Source organism: Paenibacillus sp. KACC 21273 (assembly GCF_028736095.1).
GTDB lineage: Bacteria > Bacillota > Bacilli > Paenibacillales > Paenibacillaceae > Saccharibacillus > Saccharibacillus kyungheensis.
Genome location: NZ_CP117876.1, coordinates 91,483 through 111,048 on the forward strand (window position 1 = coordinate 91,483; position 19,566 = coordinate 111,048).

22 protein-coding genes are annotated in these 19,566 nt (G+C 35.9%); 20 read left to right on the forward strand and 2 right to left on the reverse strand.

Features of this window, described 5'->3' with window-relative positions:
* The first annotated feature begins 69 nt into the window (after positions 1 to 69).
* From PQ460_RS00425 to PQ460_RS00445, 5 genes are all read left to right on the forward strand, one after another.
* Entirely contained in the window at positions 70 to 672 is a 603-nt protein-coding gene (locus tag PQ460_RS00425; protein ID WP_274171375.1) for a TetR/AcrR family transcriptional regulator, read from the forward strand.
* A 249-nt stretch (positions 673 to 921) separates the two neighbouring features.
* A complete protein-coding gene (locus PQ460_RS00430; RefSeq protein WP_274171376.1) occupies positions 922 to 2,124 on the forward strand; it encodes a hypothetical protein in 1,203 nt (400 codons plus the stop codon).
* Positions 2,117 to 2,680, forward strand: a complete 564-nt coding sequence (locus PQ460_RS00435) for a HupE/UreJ family protein (protein ID WP_274171377.1) — start codon at positions 2,117 to 2,119, stop codon at positions 2,678 to 2,680. The genes PQ460_RS00430 and PQ460_RS00435 overlap by 8 nt, the downstream gene beginning before the upstream one ends.
* Positions 2,681 to 2,893: 213 nt before the next feature.
* Entirely contained in the window at positions 2,894 to 3,790 is an 897-nt protein-coding gene (locus PQ460_RS00440) for an ABC transporter substrate-binding protein (RefSeq protein WP_274171378.1), read from the forward strand.
* A 451-nt stretch (positions 3,791 to 4,241) separates the two neighbouring features.
* Positions 4,242 to 5,894, forward strand: a complete 1,653-nt coding sequence (locus PQ460_RS00445; RefSeq protein WP_274171379.1) for a rhamnogalacturonan lyase B N-terminal domain-containing protein — start codon at positions 4,242 to 4,244, stop codon at positions 5,892 to 5,894.
* Between the two features lie 140 nt (positions 5,895 to 6,034).
* Here PQ460_RS00445 and PQ460_RS00450 read toward each other — a convergent pair whose 3' ends face one another.
* Positions 6,035 to 6,517, reverse strand: coding sequence for a hypothetical protein (locus PQ460_RS00450; RefSeq protein WP_274171380.1), 483 nt, complete (start codon positions 6,515 to 6,517; stop codon positions 6,035 to 6,037).
* Positions 6,518 to 6,792: 275 nt separating this feature from the next.
* Here PQ460_RS00450 and PQ460_RS00455 point away from each other — a divergent pair, with 275 nt between their 5' ends.
* From PQ460_RS00455 to PQ460_RS00465, 3 genes are read left to right on the forward strand one after another with little or no spacing between them, the layout of a single operon-like run.
* Positions 6,793 to 7,389: a histidine phosphatase family protein gene (locus PQ460_RS00455; RefSeq protein WP_274171381.1), complete on the forward strand. Its 597-nt coding sequence runs from the start codon at positions 6,793 to 6,795 to the stop codon at positions 7,387 to 7,389.
* Between the two features lie 31 nt (positions 7,390 to 7,420).
* Positions 7,421 to 7,879, forward strand: a complete 459-nt coding sequence (locus PQ460_RS00460; RefSeq protein ID WP_274171382.1) for a VOC family protein — start codon at positions 7,421 to 7,423, stop codon at positions 7,877 to 7,879.
* Between the two features lie 40 nt (positions 7,880 to 7,919).
* Positions 7,920 to 8,321 (forward strand): hypothetical protein, encoded by a 402-nt coding sequence (locus PQ460_RS00465; RefSeq protein WP_274171383.1) that lies wholly within the window; start codon positions 7,920 to 7,922, stop codon positions 8,319 to 8,321.
* A 5-nt stretch (positions 8,322 to 8,326) separates the two neighbouring features.
* On the opposite strand, the gene PQ460_RS00470 is transcribed toward PQ460_RS00465, so the two are convergent.
* Complete coding sequence (locus tag PQ460_RS00470; RefSeq protein ID WP_274171384.1) at positions 8,327 to 8,596, reverse strand: hypothetical protein; 270 nt, start codon at positions 8,594 to 8,596, stop codon at positions 8,327 to 8,329.
* Between the two features lie 265 nt (positions 8,597 to 8,861).
* Between PQ460_RS00470 and PQ460_RS00475 the strand changes: the two genes are divergently transcribed.
* From PQ460_RS00475 to PQ460_RS00530, 12 genes are all read left to right on the forward strand, one after another.
* Complete coding sequence (locus PQ460_RS00475; RefSeq protein WP_274171385.1) at positions 8,862 to 12,647, forward strand: S-layer homology domain-containing protein; 3,786 nt, start codon at positions 8,862 to 8,864, stop codon at positions 12,645 to 12,647.
* Positions 12,648 to 13,154: 507 nt separating this feature from the next.
* The gene (locus PQ460_RS00480; RefSeq protein ID WP_274171386.1) at positions 13,155 to 13,658 is read left to right on the forward strand and encodes a barstar family protein; all 504 of its coding nucleotides are present in this window, start codon (positions 13,155 to 13,157) and stop codon (positions 13,656 to 13,658) included.
* Between the two features lie 222 nt (positions 13,659 to 13,880).
* Positions 13,881 to 14,186, forward strand: a complete 306-nt coding sequence (locus PQ460_RS00485; RefSeq protein ID WP_274171387.1) for a hypothetical protein — start codon at positions 13,881 to 13,883, stop codon at positions 14,184 to 14,186.
* Between the two features lie 170 nt (positions 14,187 to 14,356).
* Entirely contained in the window at positions 14,357 to 14,794 is a 438-nt protein-coding gene (locus tag PQ460_RS00490) for an Imm8 family immunity protein (protein ID WP_274171388.1), read from the forward strand.
* A 163-nt stretch (positions 14,795 to 14,957) separates the two neighbouring features.
* Entirely contained in the window at positions 14,958 to 15,296 is a 339-nt protein-coding gene (locus PQ460_RS00495; protein ID WP_273614224.1) for a hypothetical protein, read from the forward strand.
* Between the two features lie 268 nt (positions 15,297 to 15,564).
* Entirely contained in the window at positions 15,565 to 15,885 is a 321-nt protein-coding gene (locus PQ460_RS00500; protein WP_274171389.1) for a hypothetical protein, read from the forward strand.
* A gap of 181 nt (positions 15,886 to 16,066) precedes the next feature.
* Entirely contained in the window at positions 16,067 to 16,309 is a 243-nt protein-coding gene (locus PQ460_RS00505) for a DUF7336 domain-containing protein (protein WP_274171390.1), read from the forward strand.
* Positions 16,310 to 16,392: 83 nt separating this feature from the next.
* Positions 16,393 to 16,725 carry an Imm8 family immunity protein gene (locus PQ460_RS00510; protein WP_274171391.1) on the forward strand — a complete coding sequence of 111 codons (333 nt, stop codon included), beginning with the start codon at positions 16,393 to 16,395 and terminating at the stop codon, positions 16,723 to 16,725.
* A gap of 336 nt (positions 16,726 to 17,061) precedes the next feature.
* Entirely contained in the window at positions 17,062 to 17,277 is a 216-nt protein-coding gene (locus PQ460_RS00515; protein ID WP_274171392.1) for a hypothetical protein, read from the forward strand.
* A gap of 11 nt (positions 17,278 to 17,288) precedes the next feature.
* A complete protein-coding gene (locus PQ460_RS00520; protein WP_274171393.1) occupies positions 17,289 to 17,783 on the forward strand; it encodes a hypothetical protein in 495 nt (164 codons plus the stop codon).
* A 164-nt stretch (positions 17,784 to 17,947) separates the two neighbouring features.
* Positions 17,948 to 18,238, forward strand: a complete 291-nt coding sequence (locus PQ460_RS00525; protein WP_274171394.1) for a putative quinol monooxygenase — start codon at positions 17,948 to 17,950, stop codon at positions 18,236 to 18,238.
* Between the two features lie 167 nt (positions 18,239 to 18,405).
* Complete coding sequence (locus PQ460_RS00530) at positions 18,406 to 19,302, forward strand: alpha/beta hydrolase (RefSeq protein ID WP_274171395.1); 897 nt, start codon at positions 18,406 to 18,408, stop codon at positions 19,300 to 19,302.
* Positions 19,303 to 19,566: the final 264 nt, after the last annotated feature.

A 19,566-nucleotide genomic window follows, 5' to 3' on the forward strand; every position in this document is an offset into this window, starting at 1 on the left:
ATATATCTAATCTTCAGTTATTTCCTATTTACATGGCTAGACTTATACCACCAAGGATGGTGAGAATACATGGTGAATGTCAATGATCTACGTGTGGTACGAACACAAAGTTGGCTACGAGAAGCATTGATCAAATTAATAGATCAAGTAGGATTCGATGCGGTAACTGTACAAAGTCTAACTCGCGAAGCAGGGATTAATCGGGCTACTTTTTATCAGCATTACCGAGATAAATACGATCTATTAGAAAAAAGTATGACTGATATGCTAACTTCACTCCAAGCTGAAGTGAAAGTAAGTGATATGAAAAAAGTACAATTAGATATTCACTCGTTAGAAGCTTTATTTTTGCGTGTACTTACGATTATTTCTCGTCACCAGATTTATTTTAAAGTGATGCTTGGAGATAAAGGGTTACCTTCTTTTCAATCTCAACTTACCCGGTTAATCAAAGCTAATCTTTATGAAGTGATCGGGCAACACTTTTCTTCTCATCCTCAACAACAGATTATGCAAGATATAGCTATTACGTATGTTGCAACAGCTAATGTAGGGTTACTTACACAATGGTTAACAGGTGTAATGCCTTATTCAGCCGAATTTATGGCTACTCAAATGGCGCATCTTTTTGTGGAAGGGCCGCTACAAACTTTACAACAGACTTCAACTTAATTCTTTTTCAGACAGCAGTCACTTCTATCAATGAAGTGGCTTTTTTTGTGCTGTTGATCGTCACTATTATCAGTATTGTGCGTAATTCCAGAGATAATCATCACTGTACGATAAAGTGTAGGTTAAGCAACAATTATAACGGTATTGTTTGTTGAATATAGGCGTCAGATTGCTACAATTTAAGCAACAACATGTTGTTTATTTGCTTCGAATCTAGATCACATTTTGAGGGGAGATAGGTGATAAAAGGTGGACACTTCCAATATTAAAAGTTTGCTGACCGTTATTTCGATATCTATTACTTTGTCAGTCTTATTATTGATTCATGTAGGGTGGGGAATAAGTGTAGAATATGGGCTGGTCAATGGACTTGCTTTGGTAGGATGGCTAACTTACTCCTATCGCTCAGCTCCTCGTATTGATTCACTTTTACCTGTCTATATCATCTGTATTGTATTGCTAATAGCACTGAATACGCTTCGTTATACATCAATGTATGCAAGTTTTATAGCAATACATTATTCAGCAGGATTTGCTAATGGTTTTGTAATGAGTCATACCTATTGGTTTATCTGGATGGTTGGATTACCTGTTGTTATTTTGTTATTTGGTGGTTATTTTTTGAGCAAAGGATATACAGTCGGTGCATTTTTTGCATGGTGGGGATATGCCTATGTGGCTGTGGAATCAGTGATTCAACTGATTGTAGAATTAGGGCACTATTCGTTATATATGCATCATTATTTCGGCGGAGTCTGGGTAGCAATGTTATTATTTTATCTAGGAAGTACAGGGATACTGAAGCTTATTCGACCACAAGAACAAGCTATACATTATGAGTCGATACAGCCACTAAGTCGACGCAAAAAAAATCTATGGACGATTTTGATTGTGACTTGTATTGCGATCTATGGGATGACTTTTTATACGCAAACAGGTAGCTTATTGCCAGTAGGTGTGATTATCGGTTCTATGATGGGTGGATTGGTCTGCTGGCGAAAAACAACTTCGTATCTACCGGCTGATCCATATACAGTAGTACCGCTATATTTATTGTTACAAGCTCTTTTTTATATTCATGTTGGAGAAGAAGTATTGACTCATTTTAATCAAGGCATCGCATCGATTACCGGACAGACATGGACAGATCGAGATTTCGATTATTTGATTACTTTGATTGGCCCATTTTTCTGGATATTGGGTGCGTATAGTCTATGGAAAAGACAAGCATTTGGCAATTTTATTTTGTGGTTTATGATTGTCGGTATGATTCTAGGGGAACCTACACATTTGCTTGTATTTCCTATCGTACGAATGGTGCAAGAAGGAGTAGGATATGAGTATTTCTCAGGCATGTATACGTCGCTGTTTCCGATGATCCCTGCGATTCTAAGTTTGATCGTAATTGTAAAAGATCGTCTAAAGCAAAAAGAGATGATGTCACATGATTAGAATTATAGTGCTTGTACTGATATTAGGAGGACTCTATACAAATATTGCCGATGCACATGGATTTGGGGGCAGTGGTTTTTTGCATCCATTAACAGGGGTGGATCATCTGGTAGCGATGCTTGCTGTTGGAGTATGGAGCGCGCAGATTGGTGGCAAAGCGATCTATATCGTGCCATCTTGCTTTGTCTTGATGATGTTGCTAGGTGGTGTAGTTGGATTAGAGGGATGGCTATGGTCACATCTGGAAGTGTATATTGCTTGTTCTGTGTGTTTGTTAGGATTAGCGATTGTCTGGAATCGCCAACAGTCCGTATGGATTGCAAGTTGTGGAGTCGCTCTTTTCGGATTTGCACATGGTTACGCACATGGGCTTGAAATTCCTCTACTGCTCAGTCCAGCCGTCTACATTACTGGATTCTTAATCACCACGATTGGCTTACATGTGATCGGAGCTGTAGGAGGTTTATTAATATTGGAAGAACCCAAAGGAGCTATCCGGTTACGAGGGATAGGGATAGTGATTTTAATCGTAGGACTGAAACTGATTTTCTTTTGAAAAAACATAGAACAAGTATCATATGTATAGGGTGACATGGTAACAATCATTTCCATTGACAACGAATAAAAGCTACTATAAAATTCAACCTAATTGATAATAATTATCAATTAGGTTGTTTGAGTATATAGACGATTACACAGATTAATTCTATATACATTATAATATGTCAATCGTTCCACAGAGAGAAATAAACACATAAAGGGGTTAAGTATGAAAAAGTGGATAGGGTTAACACTAGGAATTTGTATGATCTGGATACTGAGTGCTTGTGGGTCAGCACCAGCAGTAACTGCAACAACAAGCACAACAGAAGCTACAGAGAACAAAAAGATTGCTTCGATTTCTATTTTTCTGACAGGTGATCTGATGGCATTGGGTATTAAGCCTGCGGCAACAACAACAAGCGATTATTTACCGATTACAGGGGAGCAATATCAAGGGATACAGTATTTAGGATTTACCAAAGAACCGGATATGGAAGCATTGATCGGATTACAACCGGATGAGATTTTTATAGATGCTGAATTTGCAGATAAGCATGGATTAGATAAATTTGAGCAGATAGCTACTACACATGTGATTAATTTGGATGAAGGAAGATGGCAAGATCATTTACGCACAATCGCCCAAATCGTAGATCGCACAGAGAACGCAGAATCATTTATTACTGCTTACGAAGCCAAAGCAAAAGAAGTCAGTACGCGATTCCAACAAAAGATTGGCAATGGTAAAGTGTTAGCGATGCGTGTATCAGCAAAAGGATTCCGTATCTATGGTATGGATCGTCCGCTTGGCCCTATTTTGTTTGAAGATTTGAAATTAACCCCTTCTCCCAACGTCACGACCATCGATAAGAACTGGGAAAATATCTCTAAAGAAATCTTACCTGATTTGGATGCAGATGCGATCTTTGTACTGGTTTCTTCGGTAGACGAAGGCAGTGATCAAGTATTTGAAAAGCTACAATCCGATCCAATCTGGTTAGGTCTCAAAGCTGTTAAAAACAAACAAATCTATATGATCACAGAGCAACCATGGTTAGACTATTCTGCTTCAGGTAATCTACAAGCGTTAGAACAGTTGGAAAAGATGTTAAATGAGAAGTGATTTATCTGTTATCCAGATCACAGATGTACAGTAAGCAGACATACAATCATCAGTCATAGAAGAGCAAATATACAAGCACCATAAGATCTACACAAAGAAAAGCCTTCGTTGTAAGCATGAAGGCTTTTTTGTGTTTTAATTAAAGAATCCAAATGACTATTTTAAATGATGACCTAAAATCGTTACTATACCTCGTTTATCTATAATATCTAGGCAATAATTACCTCTACTATACAAAGCAGATGAAAAAACAGAGTTACCGTATAACAATTCCGAAAATCCATTCAAAACAATGGTAACTTCATATAATATATAGAAAATTACTTTTTATTCCTTATTATACTAATAAATGATAATCACTAAACATCGCCTTTTGAAAGTAATGTCCTGTCGTTCAGTATTTTGTAAGCGTTATCAAAACAACTTCTATTCTAATAATGGAGGGATAATGATGAACAAAGTTGAATCGCAAGCAAGACAATGGGGATGGCGTCGATGGTTGACGCTGTGGATTGTAGTGGTATTGGTAGGTGTATCGAATGTATTTCCTGCTTCTACCGGACATGCCGCGGCTATCGGTGTAACAGACAATGGATCAACGATTGTTGTCAATACAGGTGCAGGGCTAGTCTATACCGTAAACAAAAACAATGGAGATATTACATCTAGCAAAATGAATGGAATCGAATTAAGTAGCTCCGCAGGCAAAGGTTCTCATATCAGTTCTGGTCTGGGGTCAGGGGCAGACGTCACATGGAATACATCTCCATCCGGTGCCACAGTGACCATTATTACTAAAACAAGCACGTTAACACATTATTATGTCTCACGTAGTGGCGAAAATATTATTTATATGGCGACATATATTACAGCAGAGCCTTCTGTCGGAGAATTGCGTTATATTTTTAGAGGAAATGGCAACGTATTAACAGGTGTTCCTGCCAATTCGAATATCCGCAACAATACAGGAGCGATTGAAAGTCAGGATGTGTTTGGATTATCTAACGGTCAGACCGTATCCAAATATTTTGGCAACGATCAGGCGAAAGATTTGAGTATTCGCGGTGTGACAGGCAATGGCGTAGGTGTATTTATGGCATATGGCAATCGGGAGAAAAGTTCAGGAGGCCCTTTCTTTCGAGACATTCAATTTCAAAGTGGTGGAGATACCGAAGTCTACAACTATATGAACTCCGGTCATGAGCAGACAGAAGATTGGCGACTTGGTCTACATGGGCCTTATGCGCTGATCTTTACTACAGGGTCAACGCCAAGTGTACCAGACTTTAGCTGGATGTCTGGACTGGGATTAACAGGTTGGGTATCCAGTCGTGGAGCAGTTGTATTGAATGGACTATCTGGTATGGTGAGCGGTTCGACCTATACTATCGGATTTGCCAATGATAATGCTCAATACTGGACAACAGCATCATCGAGTGGAGCCGCTGTCCGCCGCGATATGATCCCTGGCACATATACGATGACCGTCTACAAAGGCGAGTTAGGTGTCTATAAAGAAAGTGTCAATGTCACCGCAGGTAACACAACAACGATCAATACAAGAACCATTTCAGGTGATCCTGCAAGCAAACCAGCACTATGGCGTATCGGCACATGGGATGGCACACCGCTAGAATTCTTGAATGGACAGACTATTGCTGTCCGTCATCCATCCGACAGTCGTAATGCAAGTTGGGGCCCTGTGACGTATGCCGTCGGTGGAGCAACCAATAAGTTCCCAGCGATTCAATTTAGAGGGCAAAATTCACCGACTAAGATTACATTTAATCTAACAGCCGCTCAAGCGTCTTTACCACATGTGCTGAATATCGGAATTACAGCGGCATACAATAATGGTCGTCCTAGTGTTACTGTGAACAACACCATATTAAGTAATCCAGCAGCCTCGACACAACCGAATTCACGTAGCTTTACGATTGGAACCTATCGTGGCAACAACACTACATTTTCATGGACGATCCCCGCTTCTGCTCTAGTAGAAGGCACCAATACAATCTCGCTCACTCCGATTAGCGGTTCTAGTGATCTTGGAAATTGGCTTAGTGCAGGATGGGTATATGATGCGGTGGAGTTGTTGAATTGAGCAGTTGAAGGGTTAGAGTAGATGTATAAATGATTAAAAAGCGGCTTTAAGTTCGTAATAGAACTTGAAGCCGCTTTTTGATGATAATATGATATTAGATAGAGTTTAGTAGCTATATTTATTTCAAAGTAAGATCTCATTTAGTCTAATTGTTTAGGTGTTGAGCTGAGTTGCCCGTAAGCAATGCCATTCATGTTGTTACCATTCGATCTATATTGAATAGTATACTTTCCTGAATCTAATCCTTTCGGATAAGTGGTACTGCTGTTCCAAGTCCATATTTTATTTGGCTTTACTTGATCGGTAAAAACTTCTTGTCCATTCTCATTATTTACAATATTAAAAGTAATCATTAATTTACTTTTGTTTATTATTTTTAATTGAAAAAAGTTGTGTTCAGCATCGATTGAAAAGTTTGATGTAGGATTTTTGCCTGCAAGTATAGTTTCAAATGAAAGTTGATCAGATGTTTGATGATCTTGAGTTTCTGGTTTAAATACTTTTTTATCGGTGATCGATTGATGATTTGAATTTGATATTTGATTTGTACTATCGTGTGAACTACAAGCAGATATACAGAATAATGTTATGGATAATAGGAAAATCAACTTGCTAGATTTCATATAATATACCTTCTTTTTTCTATAAAATAGTTACTTCGTTTCTTAGATAATATGTATTATAACTATGTCCTCCTTTGCTAAAATGATATTAATAAGATATATGTAAGTGTTCTTTACTAATATTCTCATTAGTAAACACATATTTCATCGTACCATATATTCTTTCAATATCTTAAATGCATGAGATATGTTTTCATTTATTAATTCTTCTTCAGGTTATCTAGAACAAAGAATGTTTTAGAATACATGCAATAATAGGATAAGGAGGAGTGAAGATGACTAATCTATTTTATATTGTTAGACATGCGATCAAAGAAAAGTTGATCGGTGATGTAGACATTACTGCTCAAGGTATCATAGAAGCTAACAAAACAGCACATTATTTTGAACTATTAAATATCAATCAAATCTATTCAAGCCCTCTTCAAAGAGCTAAACATACTGCTCATATTATTAGTGATTCTATATACATACCGGTTGTAGAAGATTTTCGATTGCGTGAGCGTGCCAATTGGGGAGATATACCTGATCAAACATTTGATGAGTTTGTTGCTGTGTGGGATAAATGTACTCAAGAAAGAGACTATGTGCCATCTCAAGGAGATTCTGCTAGAATGGCAGGAGATCGATTAGCTTTGTGTTTATCTGATATATCATTCAAATATCCTGAAAGTTCTACTATTATTGTGACACATGGAGGTTTGATTACTGATTTTCTAATAAATGTGATAAGTGAAAGTGAACTAGATCAAGTGCATCCTAATTTTATTCATCTACAAACAAGCCTTGTTAAAGAATGTTCGATTACAATCGTATCTTTCGAAAAAGATTACTTTACATTAATCGATTTTGCTAATACATCACATCTGTAATATTTGCTTATAATAGAGAGGAGATTTTTAAATGATACAAGGAATTTTTGAAACGCATATTAATGTGAGTGACTACCAGAGATCAGCAGCATTTTACGAGAAATTGTTACATATTACTCCGCTCCATCATGATCCTTTTCGCAAATCGAAGTTCTATTGGGTAGGTAAGCCGGGAGAAGCGATGCTTGGAATTCGCGAAAATTATCCGTCGCCACTTGTGCAAAGACAGCATTTTGCTTTTCGTATTAAGCTAGAAGATATGCCACAAGCTCGTAGTTATCTGGAGGGCGTGGGTATTGAGACGACGAACTTTTTTGGAGAAAGTGCTGAGCAGTTATCGGTATTTCCATTTATGCCTGCGGTCTCGATTTATTTTGCAGATCCAGATGGTCATTCGGTCGAGTTACTAGCGATGTTAGAAGATGAGCCTAGAGCCGATCTGGAAATCATGTCCTGGCAAGAATGGGAGACACTTCATGGCAGAGATTAGGCATCTGTAGTCTATTTGATTTAGATAAAGGAGACTAAACATGAATCAATTAGAACAGGTTATCGAAATATATGGATTAACACCACAGATAGAGCATTTGCAGACGATTCGCACATTACTACAGGAAGAATGTGCCAATACTGGGCGGGAAGATCATGAATATATGAGACTGTTATGCATGCAGTTATTTTCGCTAGGACAGATAGAAGATACAAGATTGATCTGGAAAGCCAAACGTCTCAGTATGGACTCATTTGTGATGATTGATGTGCAATTATTATGCGGAGCTGGCTTGGAGCAGACCAAGTTATATCTACTAAATATAGATGAAGAAGAAGCTACAGCCGAACTGGCTTATTTAGAAAAGTGTGAATCCGCAGGAGATTTTGAAGATTTTAGTAAGGAAGAGTGGATAGAGCAAGCCAAGTTATATTATCTGTAAAGTGATTAATAGATCGAAATAGGAGCAGTATAGAGTTCTTGTATTACATGCTGTACTGCATCCATTATTTTTTCAGCTTCATAGTAAGGATCGAGAAACATCTCTGCTGGAAAGTCGATAGCTAATATACAACTCGGCGCCAAAATGAAATCCTGCAATAGAATTTCAAATCGTAATGAATCTTCGAATGTATACCCATCTCGATCCCGATAACAACACATCGCATCCACATCTTCTATTTCGATAATTAACGTCGCATTTGCTGTGAACTGCATCGTTAAACTCTCCTTTTGCATTGAAGTTCTAGTATTATGTATTGATTATAAAAGATAACGCTTACTTATACGATATTAGATGAATGTAAATTGGGCAAAGATTCCTTAAGATTTAGAGGAAGTAAATAAGTAGATTGTGATATTATGGTAAAGTAACTATTTATTAATTTTTTTCTATATTTATCAAAAGGTGGTGAAAGTTAGATTCAATATAAAATAGTGAATACAAATCATTTTAAAATTAAATAGAATAGGGGCTACATTAATGAGAAGGCTTTTGTTGAAAAGAATAGGTTCGCTTAGTGTTATATCTACTTTACTTCTATCTGGAGTAGCACCGTTTCATGGTAATGTAGCTAGCGCATCGCAGGCGCAAACAGCAAGCTCTGTATTTAGTGATGTACATGGGCACTGGGGACAAAGTGCGATTGAGAAGTGGAATAAATACGGTATTGTTAAAGGCTCAGATGGTAGCTTTAGACCCAATGAACCTGTAACAAGAGCTGAGTTCGCAGTAATGATCAATAATATTATGAAATACATAGAGGAAGGAAACACTGAATTTTCTGATATTCATGAGAACCAATGGTATACCGATTCTATACGTAAATTAAGCACGGCTTCTGTATTAAAAGGAACAGATGGTAAAGCATTACCACAAAATAAAATCACCAGACAAGAAGCCGCTACACTTATCGCAGGAGCATTTCAGATCGACAATGCCTTAAATACCAGCGCATTCAAAGACAATCAACAAATTGCGCCATGGGCAAAAGGGTCAGTTCAGGCGCTAGCTTCTAAAGCGATTATAGGTGGATTACCAGATGGTACATTCAGTCCCCAAAAAAATCTAACTCGTGCTGAAGCTGTTACTATTTTTGATCATTTGATTCACACTTTAGTAACACAGCCGGGACAGTATCAAGAAGATGTACAGGGTAATATGGTTATTAACACACCGAATGTTGTATTAAATAACTCTAAAATTACAGGCGATCTTTATCTAACTCAAGGTGTTGGAGAAGGTGAAGTTACACTGAATAATGTGACTGTTAGTGGTTCTGTATATGTACAGGGTGGAGGAGAACACTCGGTTATTTTCAATAACTCAACGGTACAGCAATCTTTAAACATCAATAAATACAACGGTAAAGTTCGTATTCAAGCTAAAGGAAATACAAATATTCCAGTAACCATACTTAATAGTGGAGCCTCTTTGGTGACTACTGACGGAGCTGAGCGTGCTTTCGATAGTGTAGAGATTTCATCTCGTATTCCTGCAGCTCAGGCTGTGAACTTGGATGGTAATTTCAATAAAGTAACGAATCAATCATCACAGGCATCTATTGTAGCTAACGGAAATATTAAAGTATTGGTAGCTAATGTAGCTACTCAGCTTACAGGTAATGTGAAAATTGATACTACACAAACAGGTAGTGCTACTGTGCTTGTAAATGGAACAACAGCGCCAACTGCTCAGTCCCCTACTCCTACTACTAACGGAACAAATGCGGTAACTTCCTTTGGAAGCGGTGGAGGCGGAGGTGGTGGAACTTCTACAGTTGCTGTTAAAGGAGTCGCTATTGTTCCCAATACAGTATCTTTACAGGTAGGACAAAGCCAACAATTAATAGCAACAGTTAATCCAAATACAGCGACTAATCCTCAAGTAATATGGGCTGTAGCACCTGAAAGTGCAAGTATTATTACAGTAAGTACGAATGGAAAGGTTACTGCCAAAGCACCAGGAACGGCTAAAGTAACAGCAACGACACGTGATGGCGGATTTATCGCTACAGCTACCGTAACTGTTCCGTCTTCTACAATAGTATCAGGGCTAACATTATCAACATATACAGACGATTTGGTCGATTCCACTATAGCTGTTGATTCGCAAACGGTAAAAAACAACCAAAATGTAAAAGTCACAAGCTACGAGAAGTCGCTACAACAAGAGCATCATTATAATGCTTCTTTAACAGCACAAGCACCTTTACAAAAAGAAAAATCTTCTGTGACTTATGCTGTATATGCAGTTGTAGGATTAACTGATTCTTTGGGTCAACCGTTTCTTAACAATTCTGCTGTCCAAATGACAGTGACTAACAACACGTATACATCAGATAAAAGTCAATCCTCTATACAAGGTTATCAAGATGGCAAATTCCTTGTACGATTGAATATGTCTAATCCAAATGAAGTGAATGTCTATAATGTAGTAGCATCTCAAAATGGATCTCCTGATCTGTCGATGCAGATTACGTATCAGCCCGCAGATGTGACTCCGAATCCGAAAAATAGTGAGGCAGTATTCGCTTCATTAGAAGATCAATATTTAGGTAGTAATAGTGATGCAAGTAATATTGTAAGTGACCTAACATTATCTAATTCGTTACCAGATTATGAAGGTGTCAATATTAACTGGACAATAGATCAAGAGCAAGCTATTAATCAGGATGGAAAAGTAACGAGAGATCAACAGAACGATCAAATCGTGAACGTAACAGCTACACTTAGTGGCACATTAGAAGGTTCACATACGTACAACGTCATTGTGCGTGCACAACAGACGGGTATTGTACATCATAGTGATTATGTGGACAGCTATTTTGTCAAAGGCTATCCGCAAGCTTATGTAAAAGATGGAACGATTCATGTGAAGTATGCACTGAACAAATCAGGTGAAGTGTATATGGTGATTCATGGTCTAAAAGGAGCTCAATCTGCAAGTGTAACATCAGTTCTACAAGGAGCTAGTGAAACAGGCATAGAACCGACAGGTATCTTAGCATGGCCTTATTTCGAGATTAATAAAAATCAAGTTGGTCAGGTACAAGATTTTGATACAGGTGTGGGTCTTTCCGTTATAGATAGTGATCGGATCAATATTGAATTTGTAGTTAAAGATGCTCAATCATCATACACATCCAATCAAGTAACAACTCTTTCTTTAGACGAAGCGACTAGACAAGAAGATTCTCCGTACAATCTTGGTCTAAGAACGATATATGTTAATGATGCTAGAGATACGATTCGTATTTATTATTATCAGAAGCTTGATCCTAATTCTGTACCTTCTCCAGAAGATTTCACATGGTCTTATCAGTATGGTGGAGTTAGAAAAGTGAAGTCAGTAAGTATACACAATTATGACACTGCAAAAGCTTGGCCTGCTTCCTATGTAGAGTTGAAGGCGGAAAATCTAGCAGATGAAGTGTATGTAAGTTATAGTGGTGATCGCTTGCAAGATCTTAGTCCTGTTCCTGTAAAGATGCCGACATATCAAAACCATCGTAACTTACCAAGAACGGAAGAACTTAATTCTCTTTATATTAGTGTGGATCGTAAAACAATAGATGTAAATATTAATCCAGGATGGTATCCAGAAGATAATTCTTCATTTAGTAATGATATTCTTTCTAAGTTCACTGTAGAAGTCGCAGGAAAAACATATCACCCAATCTCAGCAAAACCTAGCATATCCGTTGATGCATTTGCTAGTACAGCTACGATGAACAATCTTAGCTATGTATTAACATTCGAACAGTCTTTACCGGAGGGTGAAGCAGTACTCAAACTAGATACAAATGGTGTGAAGAATTGGGCAGGCGATACTTTTGCTTCTGAACTCAAAAGGGACTACTTTTCTCAAATGATAGATGCAGGAGTACCTGAAGCACAGTATTCGCAACAATCTGGACAAATAGCTTTAATATTTGCGCCTGATTACAATATTAAGGGCGGCTCGAGCAACGTAGCAGGTATGACGGTCAAAGTAGATGGTCAAGAATATTTACTTCGTGGAACGATTGCTTCAGGTTATAATTTTAAATGGACTCCAGAAGGCCACTATCAGGGAGAAGGAAATCTCTTATTTATTGATCTTAATGACCCTTATGCAGCTAAAGTAAAAGAAGCTATGGATAAAGGTCAAAATATTGAAATCAAATATACACGTTCTATTGAAGGATTTAAACATCAGTTAGCTGATCGAGTAGGTACACCATTATCTGACTTTGGATATGTAAGTGTAACTAAGGTTAATGAATAACTACTAATTATAAAAAGCAGGCATCTATAAGGTGTCTGCTTTTTATAAAATCAATAAGCACTCAAAATAGCTTCTTTTATATTGTGATTAACTACATAAAAATAATAGAAACTTAGAATGGTATATTAAATAGAATAAGTGAATAAAGTAGGTATTATTATGACAACCAATTTCATGTGGAGAATTACCAAGTATAATCCAAAGTATCGTGATAAAAAAGGGATTTATCTTAAAGATGAATAGACATCCATATTTTTCATTAAATTGGATTTTGAACATAAATAACAATTTTCAGATCCGTTTTAGATAGTCGAGACTATTTACGCTGATGTTGATTATCCTGAGGAAATAGCTGATTTGTTTGGTATATGCCCTCATCAGAACATAGATTGAAATCAGTAGAAGCAAGTAGAGAGAGACTCTTTAAAAAATGGGAAATCTATTCGAGAGCAGCAAAAATAAAATTCTCTAAAGTGAAAATTAGCTAGAAATGAGGTTGTCGAATACATGATTAGTAACAATATAGATCTAACTTTAGGTCAACCTTATTTTTATATCAAAAAAGGTGATTTATCCGAGTTTACAAACCTACTATGGGATTTAAAAAGGGTTAATGAACAATGGATAGCTAGACTGGTTAGAGGAACAAAATGCACTACAACTAAAAATTTATTTAATGAGTTTTCTGCGGTGTTTCAGTTTCTCTGGTATTTCGGAGAGAATTGGAATGCTTTTGACGAGTGCATAAATGATCTTAGTTGGTTAAATGCTGAGAGTTATGTGTTATTCATTAGCAATTCAGAGGCTCTTTTAGAGTTAAACATGGAGAGTCTAGTGACGTTCTTAAATATAATGAAGAATACTATTATGGAATGGGAACAGGGTAGAGATTTTGGAGCGATGAAAACATCTCCAATTCCTTTTAAAATTATTTTCCATAGTACAGAAGGTAATGCACAAAAAGTTATAAATAAGTTTCAAGAGCTAGGAATTGATCTAGTAATCATTTAAGAAACAACTCATAATTTTAGGGAATCCATCTTAAGGTCTTTTTTGTCTATATCTGCTGTTATTAGAAGCAGAACGTTCTCTCTAATACTTATTATTTTTATAGCTAAAACTCAAAATAATGTTACATTAGCAGATAAAGGATTTTCGTTTTAAAAAGAATTTATTCTCAAAGTCCAATTGCGAGCAAAGAGATTAGGGTTAAAACTATTGTTAGGAGGAGCTATGGGACTAGATATTGTATTATTTGATGAAGGAAAAGTCAGAATAGGACTAATAGAAATACCAAATAATTTGCATGATGCTATATTTGCGAGCACATCCAATTGGAGTAGTTATAGCTATTTAAAGAAAGTTAAAGATTATTACAAGACTAATATTTACCTTAATCTATATGAACTCTCATGCTTTGTAGAAGATCTGAGGCAAATACGTACATTTATTGACTCCATGCATCATTCGTCGTTAGATCGTTTGATCCAAGCTTTAAGTGGTGCAAATATCAAAGCTATACATATTGCAGGTGATTGAATATCTTGATCTTAGAGACGCAAATCTGCAAGATTTTTTATCCCAAATATTAAAGAATGAATTGTTTGCTTGATCAATGTAGATTAAACGAAATCCCAAAAAACGTTGATTATACAACTACAATAAACGGTACAGCAGTTTCATCATAATTTGAAGGAGTGAATTAGCATTTGATTCAACCCGTATTGAAAGACCTCATTATCACAGGGAATCCTAATATTCATGGAAAGCTACAATTTACAGAAACAGAAGATATTGGGAACGACTTTTATTTATCTGGAACAGCATGTATAGGGACAGAAGATTCGATTGGTGAAGATAATTTTGATTTTACTATTATGACTCCAAAAGAATTAGAAAGACAACTGAGGAACGGAACTCAAATTATTATAGGTAAAGGAATTTTTATTGTAGATAAGTTAGATTTTGAAGTGATTACTGAAACGATTAATCAGATCTTATTAAAGCATCAAGGTGAAACATGGGAAGAGGTTGCTATATCTCTTAAACCTTATTTTTCGTGGGAGTATACGGATTCTGTACGATTGACGACTGTTGAGGAATTATTTGAAATGATTAAAGAAGAATCTAAGAAAGATAATGAATAATATGAATTAACATTTAGAAATAATTGTATTGAATATAGTTTTTTCAGTTAATCCAGATGAGTATTTATGCTCTTCTGGGTTTTTAAATACTCATGTAATAATGGTGCTATGATATTTGATTATATGACCAGTGGGAAATAGAAAATAGAGAGTGGTGAGAAGAATGGATTTGAAGTCAATAGAAAACACTTTTAATCTCATTTATGACTTCGAAAAATTGAAGGATTCTACCCAAGCAATACTTGAAGGACTTGTACGTAAATGCTCGAACAATTTTTTAAAAGATAAGGAGATGAGTTTGCCAAAAGACTTAAGCTATTCAGATTTAAAAATACAATATAGATATGTCAGTATATTTGTAAATAGCTTTGATAGAGAGTTTCCTTATTTTAGGATTTGTTTTGACTTGGTTCATCCCAAAACGGGAATACAACTTTTCTACTATCATGTTGATTATAATATTGATGGTGAGTTCTCAGATGAATACTTTGATACATATTAAAAGATAGTCTGTCTGATCTTGGAGATTATTTTCTTTAAGGTCTTTTTTTACCCGAATAGCACTATTCCGTTTAATGGGTTGGTTACGTGGATATTATCATGATTGACCTATTTTTGTTATCTTCACTTTATTATAGTTTTTCAAAAATGAATCGCAACTGTAGAATAGTAAAACACTTTTTTTTGATAGAGAGGGTGAAAAGAAAGTAGCATTTTCTATTATTATTTAATTTGTTTGCCAAAAGAAAACATTAGACTGGGGTGGTTGAATGCCTATCGATGAATTTAAACAATGGATAGTTGAACAAGAAATTGAAAAAAGAACGTTACAAGGATTTTGGTTAAACTTGAACTCTTATCAAAAAGAAGATCCTGATGAGTTCAACCATTTTTTTAAAAATTTTAGTAGAGATAATCTTGATGTGAAAATAACACAAATAGCATTGATGCTAGGTAATTACCCTGAATGTAATCATAATCATGTAATATCCTATGTTCCAATAATTTATAATGGAAAAGAAATAGGGTTATACCGATTGCTATTTAATTTAGATGGAAAAATGGATGATGACTATTTTACTATAGAATAGTAAAGTTTTTAACGAATAATTACTATGAAAAATTTATTGAATGTCGACTTTGAGGACAAAAATCCTCAAGGTCTTTTCTTTATTACTACCTAACGTCGAATGAATTGGGCGGTACGAACCAAAACAACTTACCCCTCAAGATAGAGGGTTCGAATAATTGTGCTTTTGGAGGTGAGTAAATATGATAACGGTATTTTTGTTACAACATAGCTATGAAGTTAATAGGGTGGAAAATTCCAAAATAATCGGCATCTACTCTTCTAGAGAAATAGCCGAATCAATTATAATAAAATACAAGAAAATTCCAGGATTTCGAAATTATCCGAATGAGTTTTTTATTGATGGATATGAATTAGATGAGGACAATTGGGAAGAAGGATTCGTAAGTTCGTTTGTTCTAGATGATAAACGAATCACTGAATAATTCTAAGAACTTGAGGGAGCTAATTCTCCAAGCTCTTTTTTTACTCCCATCCAGTAGCGATTGAATCGGAAGGAGTGAGATGAATGCTAACAATCAAAGTATTAACTCAAGATTTTGAAGATTGGGGTGAAGATGTAGACGATTTTTACGTTTGTTTTCAAGTTGATATTGGATGTGAAGATATTTTAGGTTCAGGAGATATGTTTAGTTTTGAGGTGGTGAGTCCTAAAAGATTAGCAAGAATTATACAGGATAGTCATATCGAAATAGGTAGAGGATATTTAATCATGAATGACTTTAATATAAAACATATAGAATCTACAGTGAATCAGATTATCTCAAAATGTCAAAATGCTGATTATGATGTAGCAATGAAGGGGCTCTCCAAATATTTTAGGTGGGAGATGGATACCTAAATTTTTATGGTATTTCATCTGAATTTGTAGAAAAGTAAGAATTAGATTTTAATATATTAAATATGATATTGATTAGCTTTGTGTCTTTCAAGATTTTCTTGATTACGAAATAGCATAGTATGTTAAGCAAGGTAATACTTACATTTTGATTCACAAATAACCCTATCAAGTAACATCCTCAGATGATTATGTTTAGGTATATTCATAATTAGTTTGCTTTTTTGATCTAAAATAAAAGCTGTTTAGATGGTTTAAAGAAGGAGAATTGTTATGGAAATATTATTCTCTACAGATGAAATACAAGAATTGAAAGATTGCAAATAATTATTTGAAGATATGAAGGTTGATGATATCGAAGTAATTTGCTTTGAAATTATAGATGATCTTATACATGGAAATGATATTTATCAGCGAGAAGATATCGTCTATGCTTCTGAGCAATTTGAATTAGCTGTTGAACTATTGAAAGACATAGAGTGGTTTGATAGCACCAAACTAGAGAATCTATTGCCCAAAGTAAAGCAATTACTTGTATCTACAAATTCTTCTTAAGGAGACTGCATATGAATTTTACAGCTATCTTTAATCGAGAACATATAAACATCGAAGATTTAATCAAAGTAATAAATAATACTTTCGAAATTGAGCAGAATAACCAGTGGTATTGGTACATAGATAATGAAAATATGAGTCTTTTAGAAAATTATTATTTTTTCGGACATATAAAATTAATTGGATCTCATGGTCAGGAATTGATTATAGGTAAATATCTTTTAGAATATGATCATTTAACAAGTTGGAAGTCATTTTTGCTTGATGAAAAGATAACGAAACAATTACGAGAGTTCTGTTCTGGATTGAGACACATCTCTTCATTTGCTATTTATCTGCCTAGTGAATATGATTTTGTTAACTATGTATTGGAAGGGCAAACATGGAAAGAAGTTTTAAAAAAATTGCATAAAGATTTTGGAAATCCTGTTTCTGCTATATCAGCTATGTTTTCTCAAAAGAATGATTACTGGTATAGTCATGGATATTTTATTGACGAACTTTAGGATGAAATTCTGAAATTAATAAGTTATCAGTCACAATAATTAAAGAGGCAGATATACCAATGATTATTACAGATAGACCTTTAACTATTTTTGATCTTCCTCCAAAACGGGTATGATAATACATAGCACCTCAAAAATAAATGAACCATAAGGAGAATAGATCCATGACGAATCTTGTAAATAATGCGATTTTGAAAGCAAAAGCAGGGCATGAAGAGCAATTGAAAGCAGAATTGATCAAAATGTTGGAGCCTTCTCGTAGTGAAAGTGGTTGTATTCAATATACGTTACATGAATCGGTTGAACCGGGTGTATTTGTATTTTATGAAATTTGGGAAGATGAAGCTGCACTTGAATTTCATATGAATACGCCTCATTTCAAAACGTATCGTGAAAATATTGCGTCTCTGGTTGATTCTCGTGAAGCGTTCCGTTTGCACAAAGTAGAGCAGTAAAAGCAAGCTCACCACGAAAGTGATTTCTGATCGTAGAAATCACTTTTTAGTTTGTGAATTTTGCGCAAATAGTAGCAACTATACGCTGTCTGAGCGCCAAATTTGATTATCTTCCGTTATCTTTTTTATAATTAGATCATGCACCAGACGAATAGGAGTGAGAACCAATGGATAAAGACCAACAACTTGCAATGGTGAAAAAAGTAAGAGAAGCATCGATGAATAATGTCAGTGGCTCTACATTACAACCAAGCTACACACCACAGGTGAAGCAAGAACAGCGCGTCATCCCAACAACGTATGGCGATGCCCCTGTGACTGTGCATATCCCTGATCGAGAGGTTGCTCATCCGTTACCGGTATTCGTTAACTTTCATGGTGGTGGATTTGTGATGGGTGATCCCAAAATGGATGATCCGTGGTGCAGTGTGATAGCTGATCGGGCAGAATGTATTGTTATTAATGTGGATTATGTATTAGCACCTGAGCATAAATTTCCAGCTCCAGTGTACCAATCGTATGAAGTGGTAAAATGGATTGCAGAACACGCCGAAGAACTCCGTATTGATGCAACACGTATAGCGGTCGGCGGGCATAGCGCAGGTGGTAATCTAGCGGCAGCGATCTGTCTATTGAACAAAGAGCGTGGCGATGAACTCAATATTGTGTATCAGGTGCTGGACTATGCACCGCTTGATCTAGCTACCGATCCTGAGCAAAAGCCACAATTTCCTGAAGCGATTCCTAATGATATTTCTCGCATCTTTAACGCTTGTTATTTGGAAAATCCAGAAGATGCACGTAATCCGTTAGCTTCACCTGTATTTGCTCCATCTTTAACAGGGCTTCCGTCTGCACTGGTTATTACCGCAGAACGCGATTCATTGGCAGCAGAAACTGTAGGTTATGCTAAGCAGTTGGAAGAAGCAGGTGTGCAGGTTACAGCCAAGCAATATGCAGGAGCAGCTCATGGATTTACTCATAACGGTGAGCTAGCTGTAGCAGAAGATGCCTGGCATCTGATGAGCGATAAACTAAAAGAAGCATTTACGGCACATTCATAATTGAATATAGAATTTACCGTGCATCAATAATTGAATAGTTCATCATACAAAAAAGACGATCCCTGATATAGTAGAGGATCGTCTTTTTTGGCAATCAGATCATATAAGGAATATAACTCAATGGATAAAAGTATATCTATATATCGAAAACCTACGTATCGACAAGAAAATATATCTATAAAAAAGTGATATCAAGCAAAATGGCGTTCTAACCGTAAATTACATGATTATAAAGCCACAATAACAGCATACCGGAACTAGCTA

What these genes read in the sequence shown, in the direction of transcription:
- PQ460_RS00425 (WP_274171375.1), top strand. Translation starts at nt 70, where the DNA reads ATGGTGAATGTCAATGATCTACGTGTGGTACGAACACAAAGTTGGCTA.
- PQ460_RS00435 (WP_274171377.1), top strand. Translation starts at nt 2,117, where the DNA reads ATGATTAGAATTATAGTGCTTGTACTGATATTAGGAGGACTCTATACA.
- PQ460_RS00440 (WP_274171378.1), top strand. Translation starts at nt 2,894, where the DNA reads ATGAAAAAGTGGATAGGGTTAACACTAGGAATTTGTATGATCTGGATA.
- PQ460_RS00445 (WP_274171379.1), top strand. Translation starts at nt 4,242, where the DNA reads ATGAACAAAGTTGAATCGCAAGCAAGACAATGGGGATGGCGTCGATGG.
- PQ460_RS00450 (WP_274171380.1), bottom strand. Translation starts at nt 6,517, where the DNA reads ATGAAATCTAGCAAGTTGATTTTCCTATTATCCATAACATTATTCTGT.
- PQ460_RS00455 (WP_274171381.1), top strand. Translation starts at nt 6,793, where the DNA reads ATGACTAATCTATTTTATATTGTTAGACATGCGATCAAAGAAAAGTTG.
- PQ460_RS00460 (WP_274171382.1), top strand. Translation starts at nt 7,421, where the DNA reads ATGATACAAGGAATTTTTGAAACGCATATTAATGTGAGTGACTACCAG.
- PQ460_RS00465 (WP_274171383.1), top strand. Translation starts at nt 7,920, where the DNA reads ATGAATCAATTAGAACAGGTTATCGAAATATATGGATTAACACCACAG.
- PQ460_RS00470 (WP_274171384.1), bottom strand. Translation starts at nt 8,596, where the DNA reads ATGCAGTTCACAGCAAATGCGACGTTAATTATCGAAATAGAAGATGTG.
- PQ460_RS00475 (WP_274171385.1), top strand. Translation starts at nt 8,862, where the DNA reads ATGAGAAGGCTTTTGTTGAAAAGAATAGGTTCGCTTAGTGTTATATCT.
- PQ460_RS00480 (WP_274171386.1), top strand. Translation starts at nt 13,155, where the DNA reads ATGATTAGTAACAATATAGATCTAACTTTAGGTCAACCTTATTTTTAT.
- PQ460_RS00485 (WP_274171387.1), top strand. Translation starts at nt 13,881, where the DNA reads ATGGGACTAGATATTGTATTATTTGATGAAGGAAAAGTCAGAATAGGA.
- PQ460_RS00495 (WP_273614224.1), top strand. Translation starts at nt 14,958, where the DNA reads ATGGATTTGAAGTCAATAGAAAACACTTTTAATCTCATTTATGACTTC.
- PQ460_RS00500 (WP_274171389.1), top strand. Translation starts at nt 15,565, where the DNA reads ATGCCTATCGATGAATTTAAACAATGGATAGTTGAACAAGAAATTGAA.
- PQ460_RS00505 (WP_274171390.1), top strand. Translation starts at nt 16,067, where the DNA reads ATGATAACGGTATTTTTGTTACAACATAGCTATGAAGTTAATAGGGTG.
- PQ460_RS00510 (WP_274171391.1), top strand. Translation starts at nt 16,393, where the DNA reads ATGCTAACAATCAAAGTATTAACTCAAGATTTTGAAGATTGGGGTGAA.
- PQ460_RS00515 (WP_274171392.1), top strand. Translation starts at nt 17,062, where the DNA reads ATGAAGGTTGATGATATCGAAGTAATTTGCTTTGAAATTATAGATGAT.
- PQ460_RS00520 (WP_274171393.1), top strand. Translation starts at nt 17,289, where the DNA reads ATGAATTTTACAGCTATCTTTAATCGAGAACATATAAACATCGAAGAT.
- PQ460_RS00525 (WP_274171394.1), top strand. Translation starts at nt 17,948, where the DNA reads ATGACGAATCTTGTAAATAATGCGATTTTGAAAGCAAAAGCAGGGCAT.
- PQ460_RS00530 (WP_274171395.1), top strand. Translation starts at nt 18,406, where the DNA reads ATGGATAAAGACCAACAACTTGCAATGGTGAAAAAAGTAAGAGAAGCA.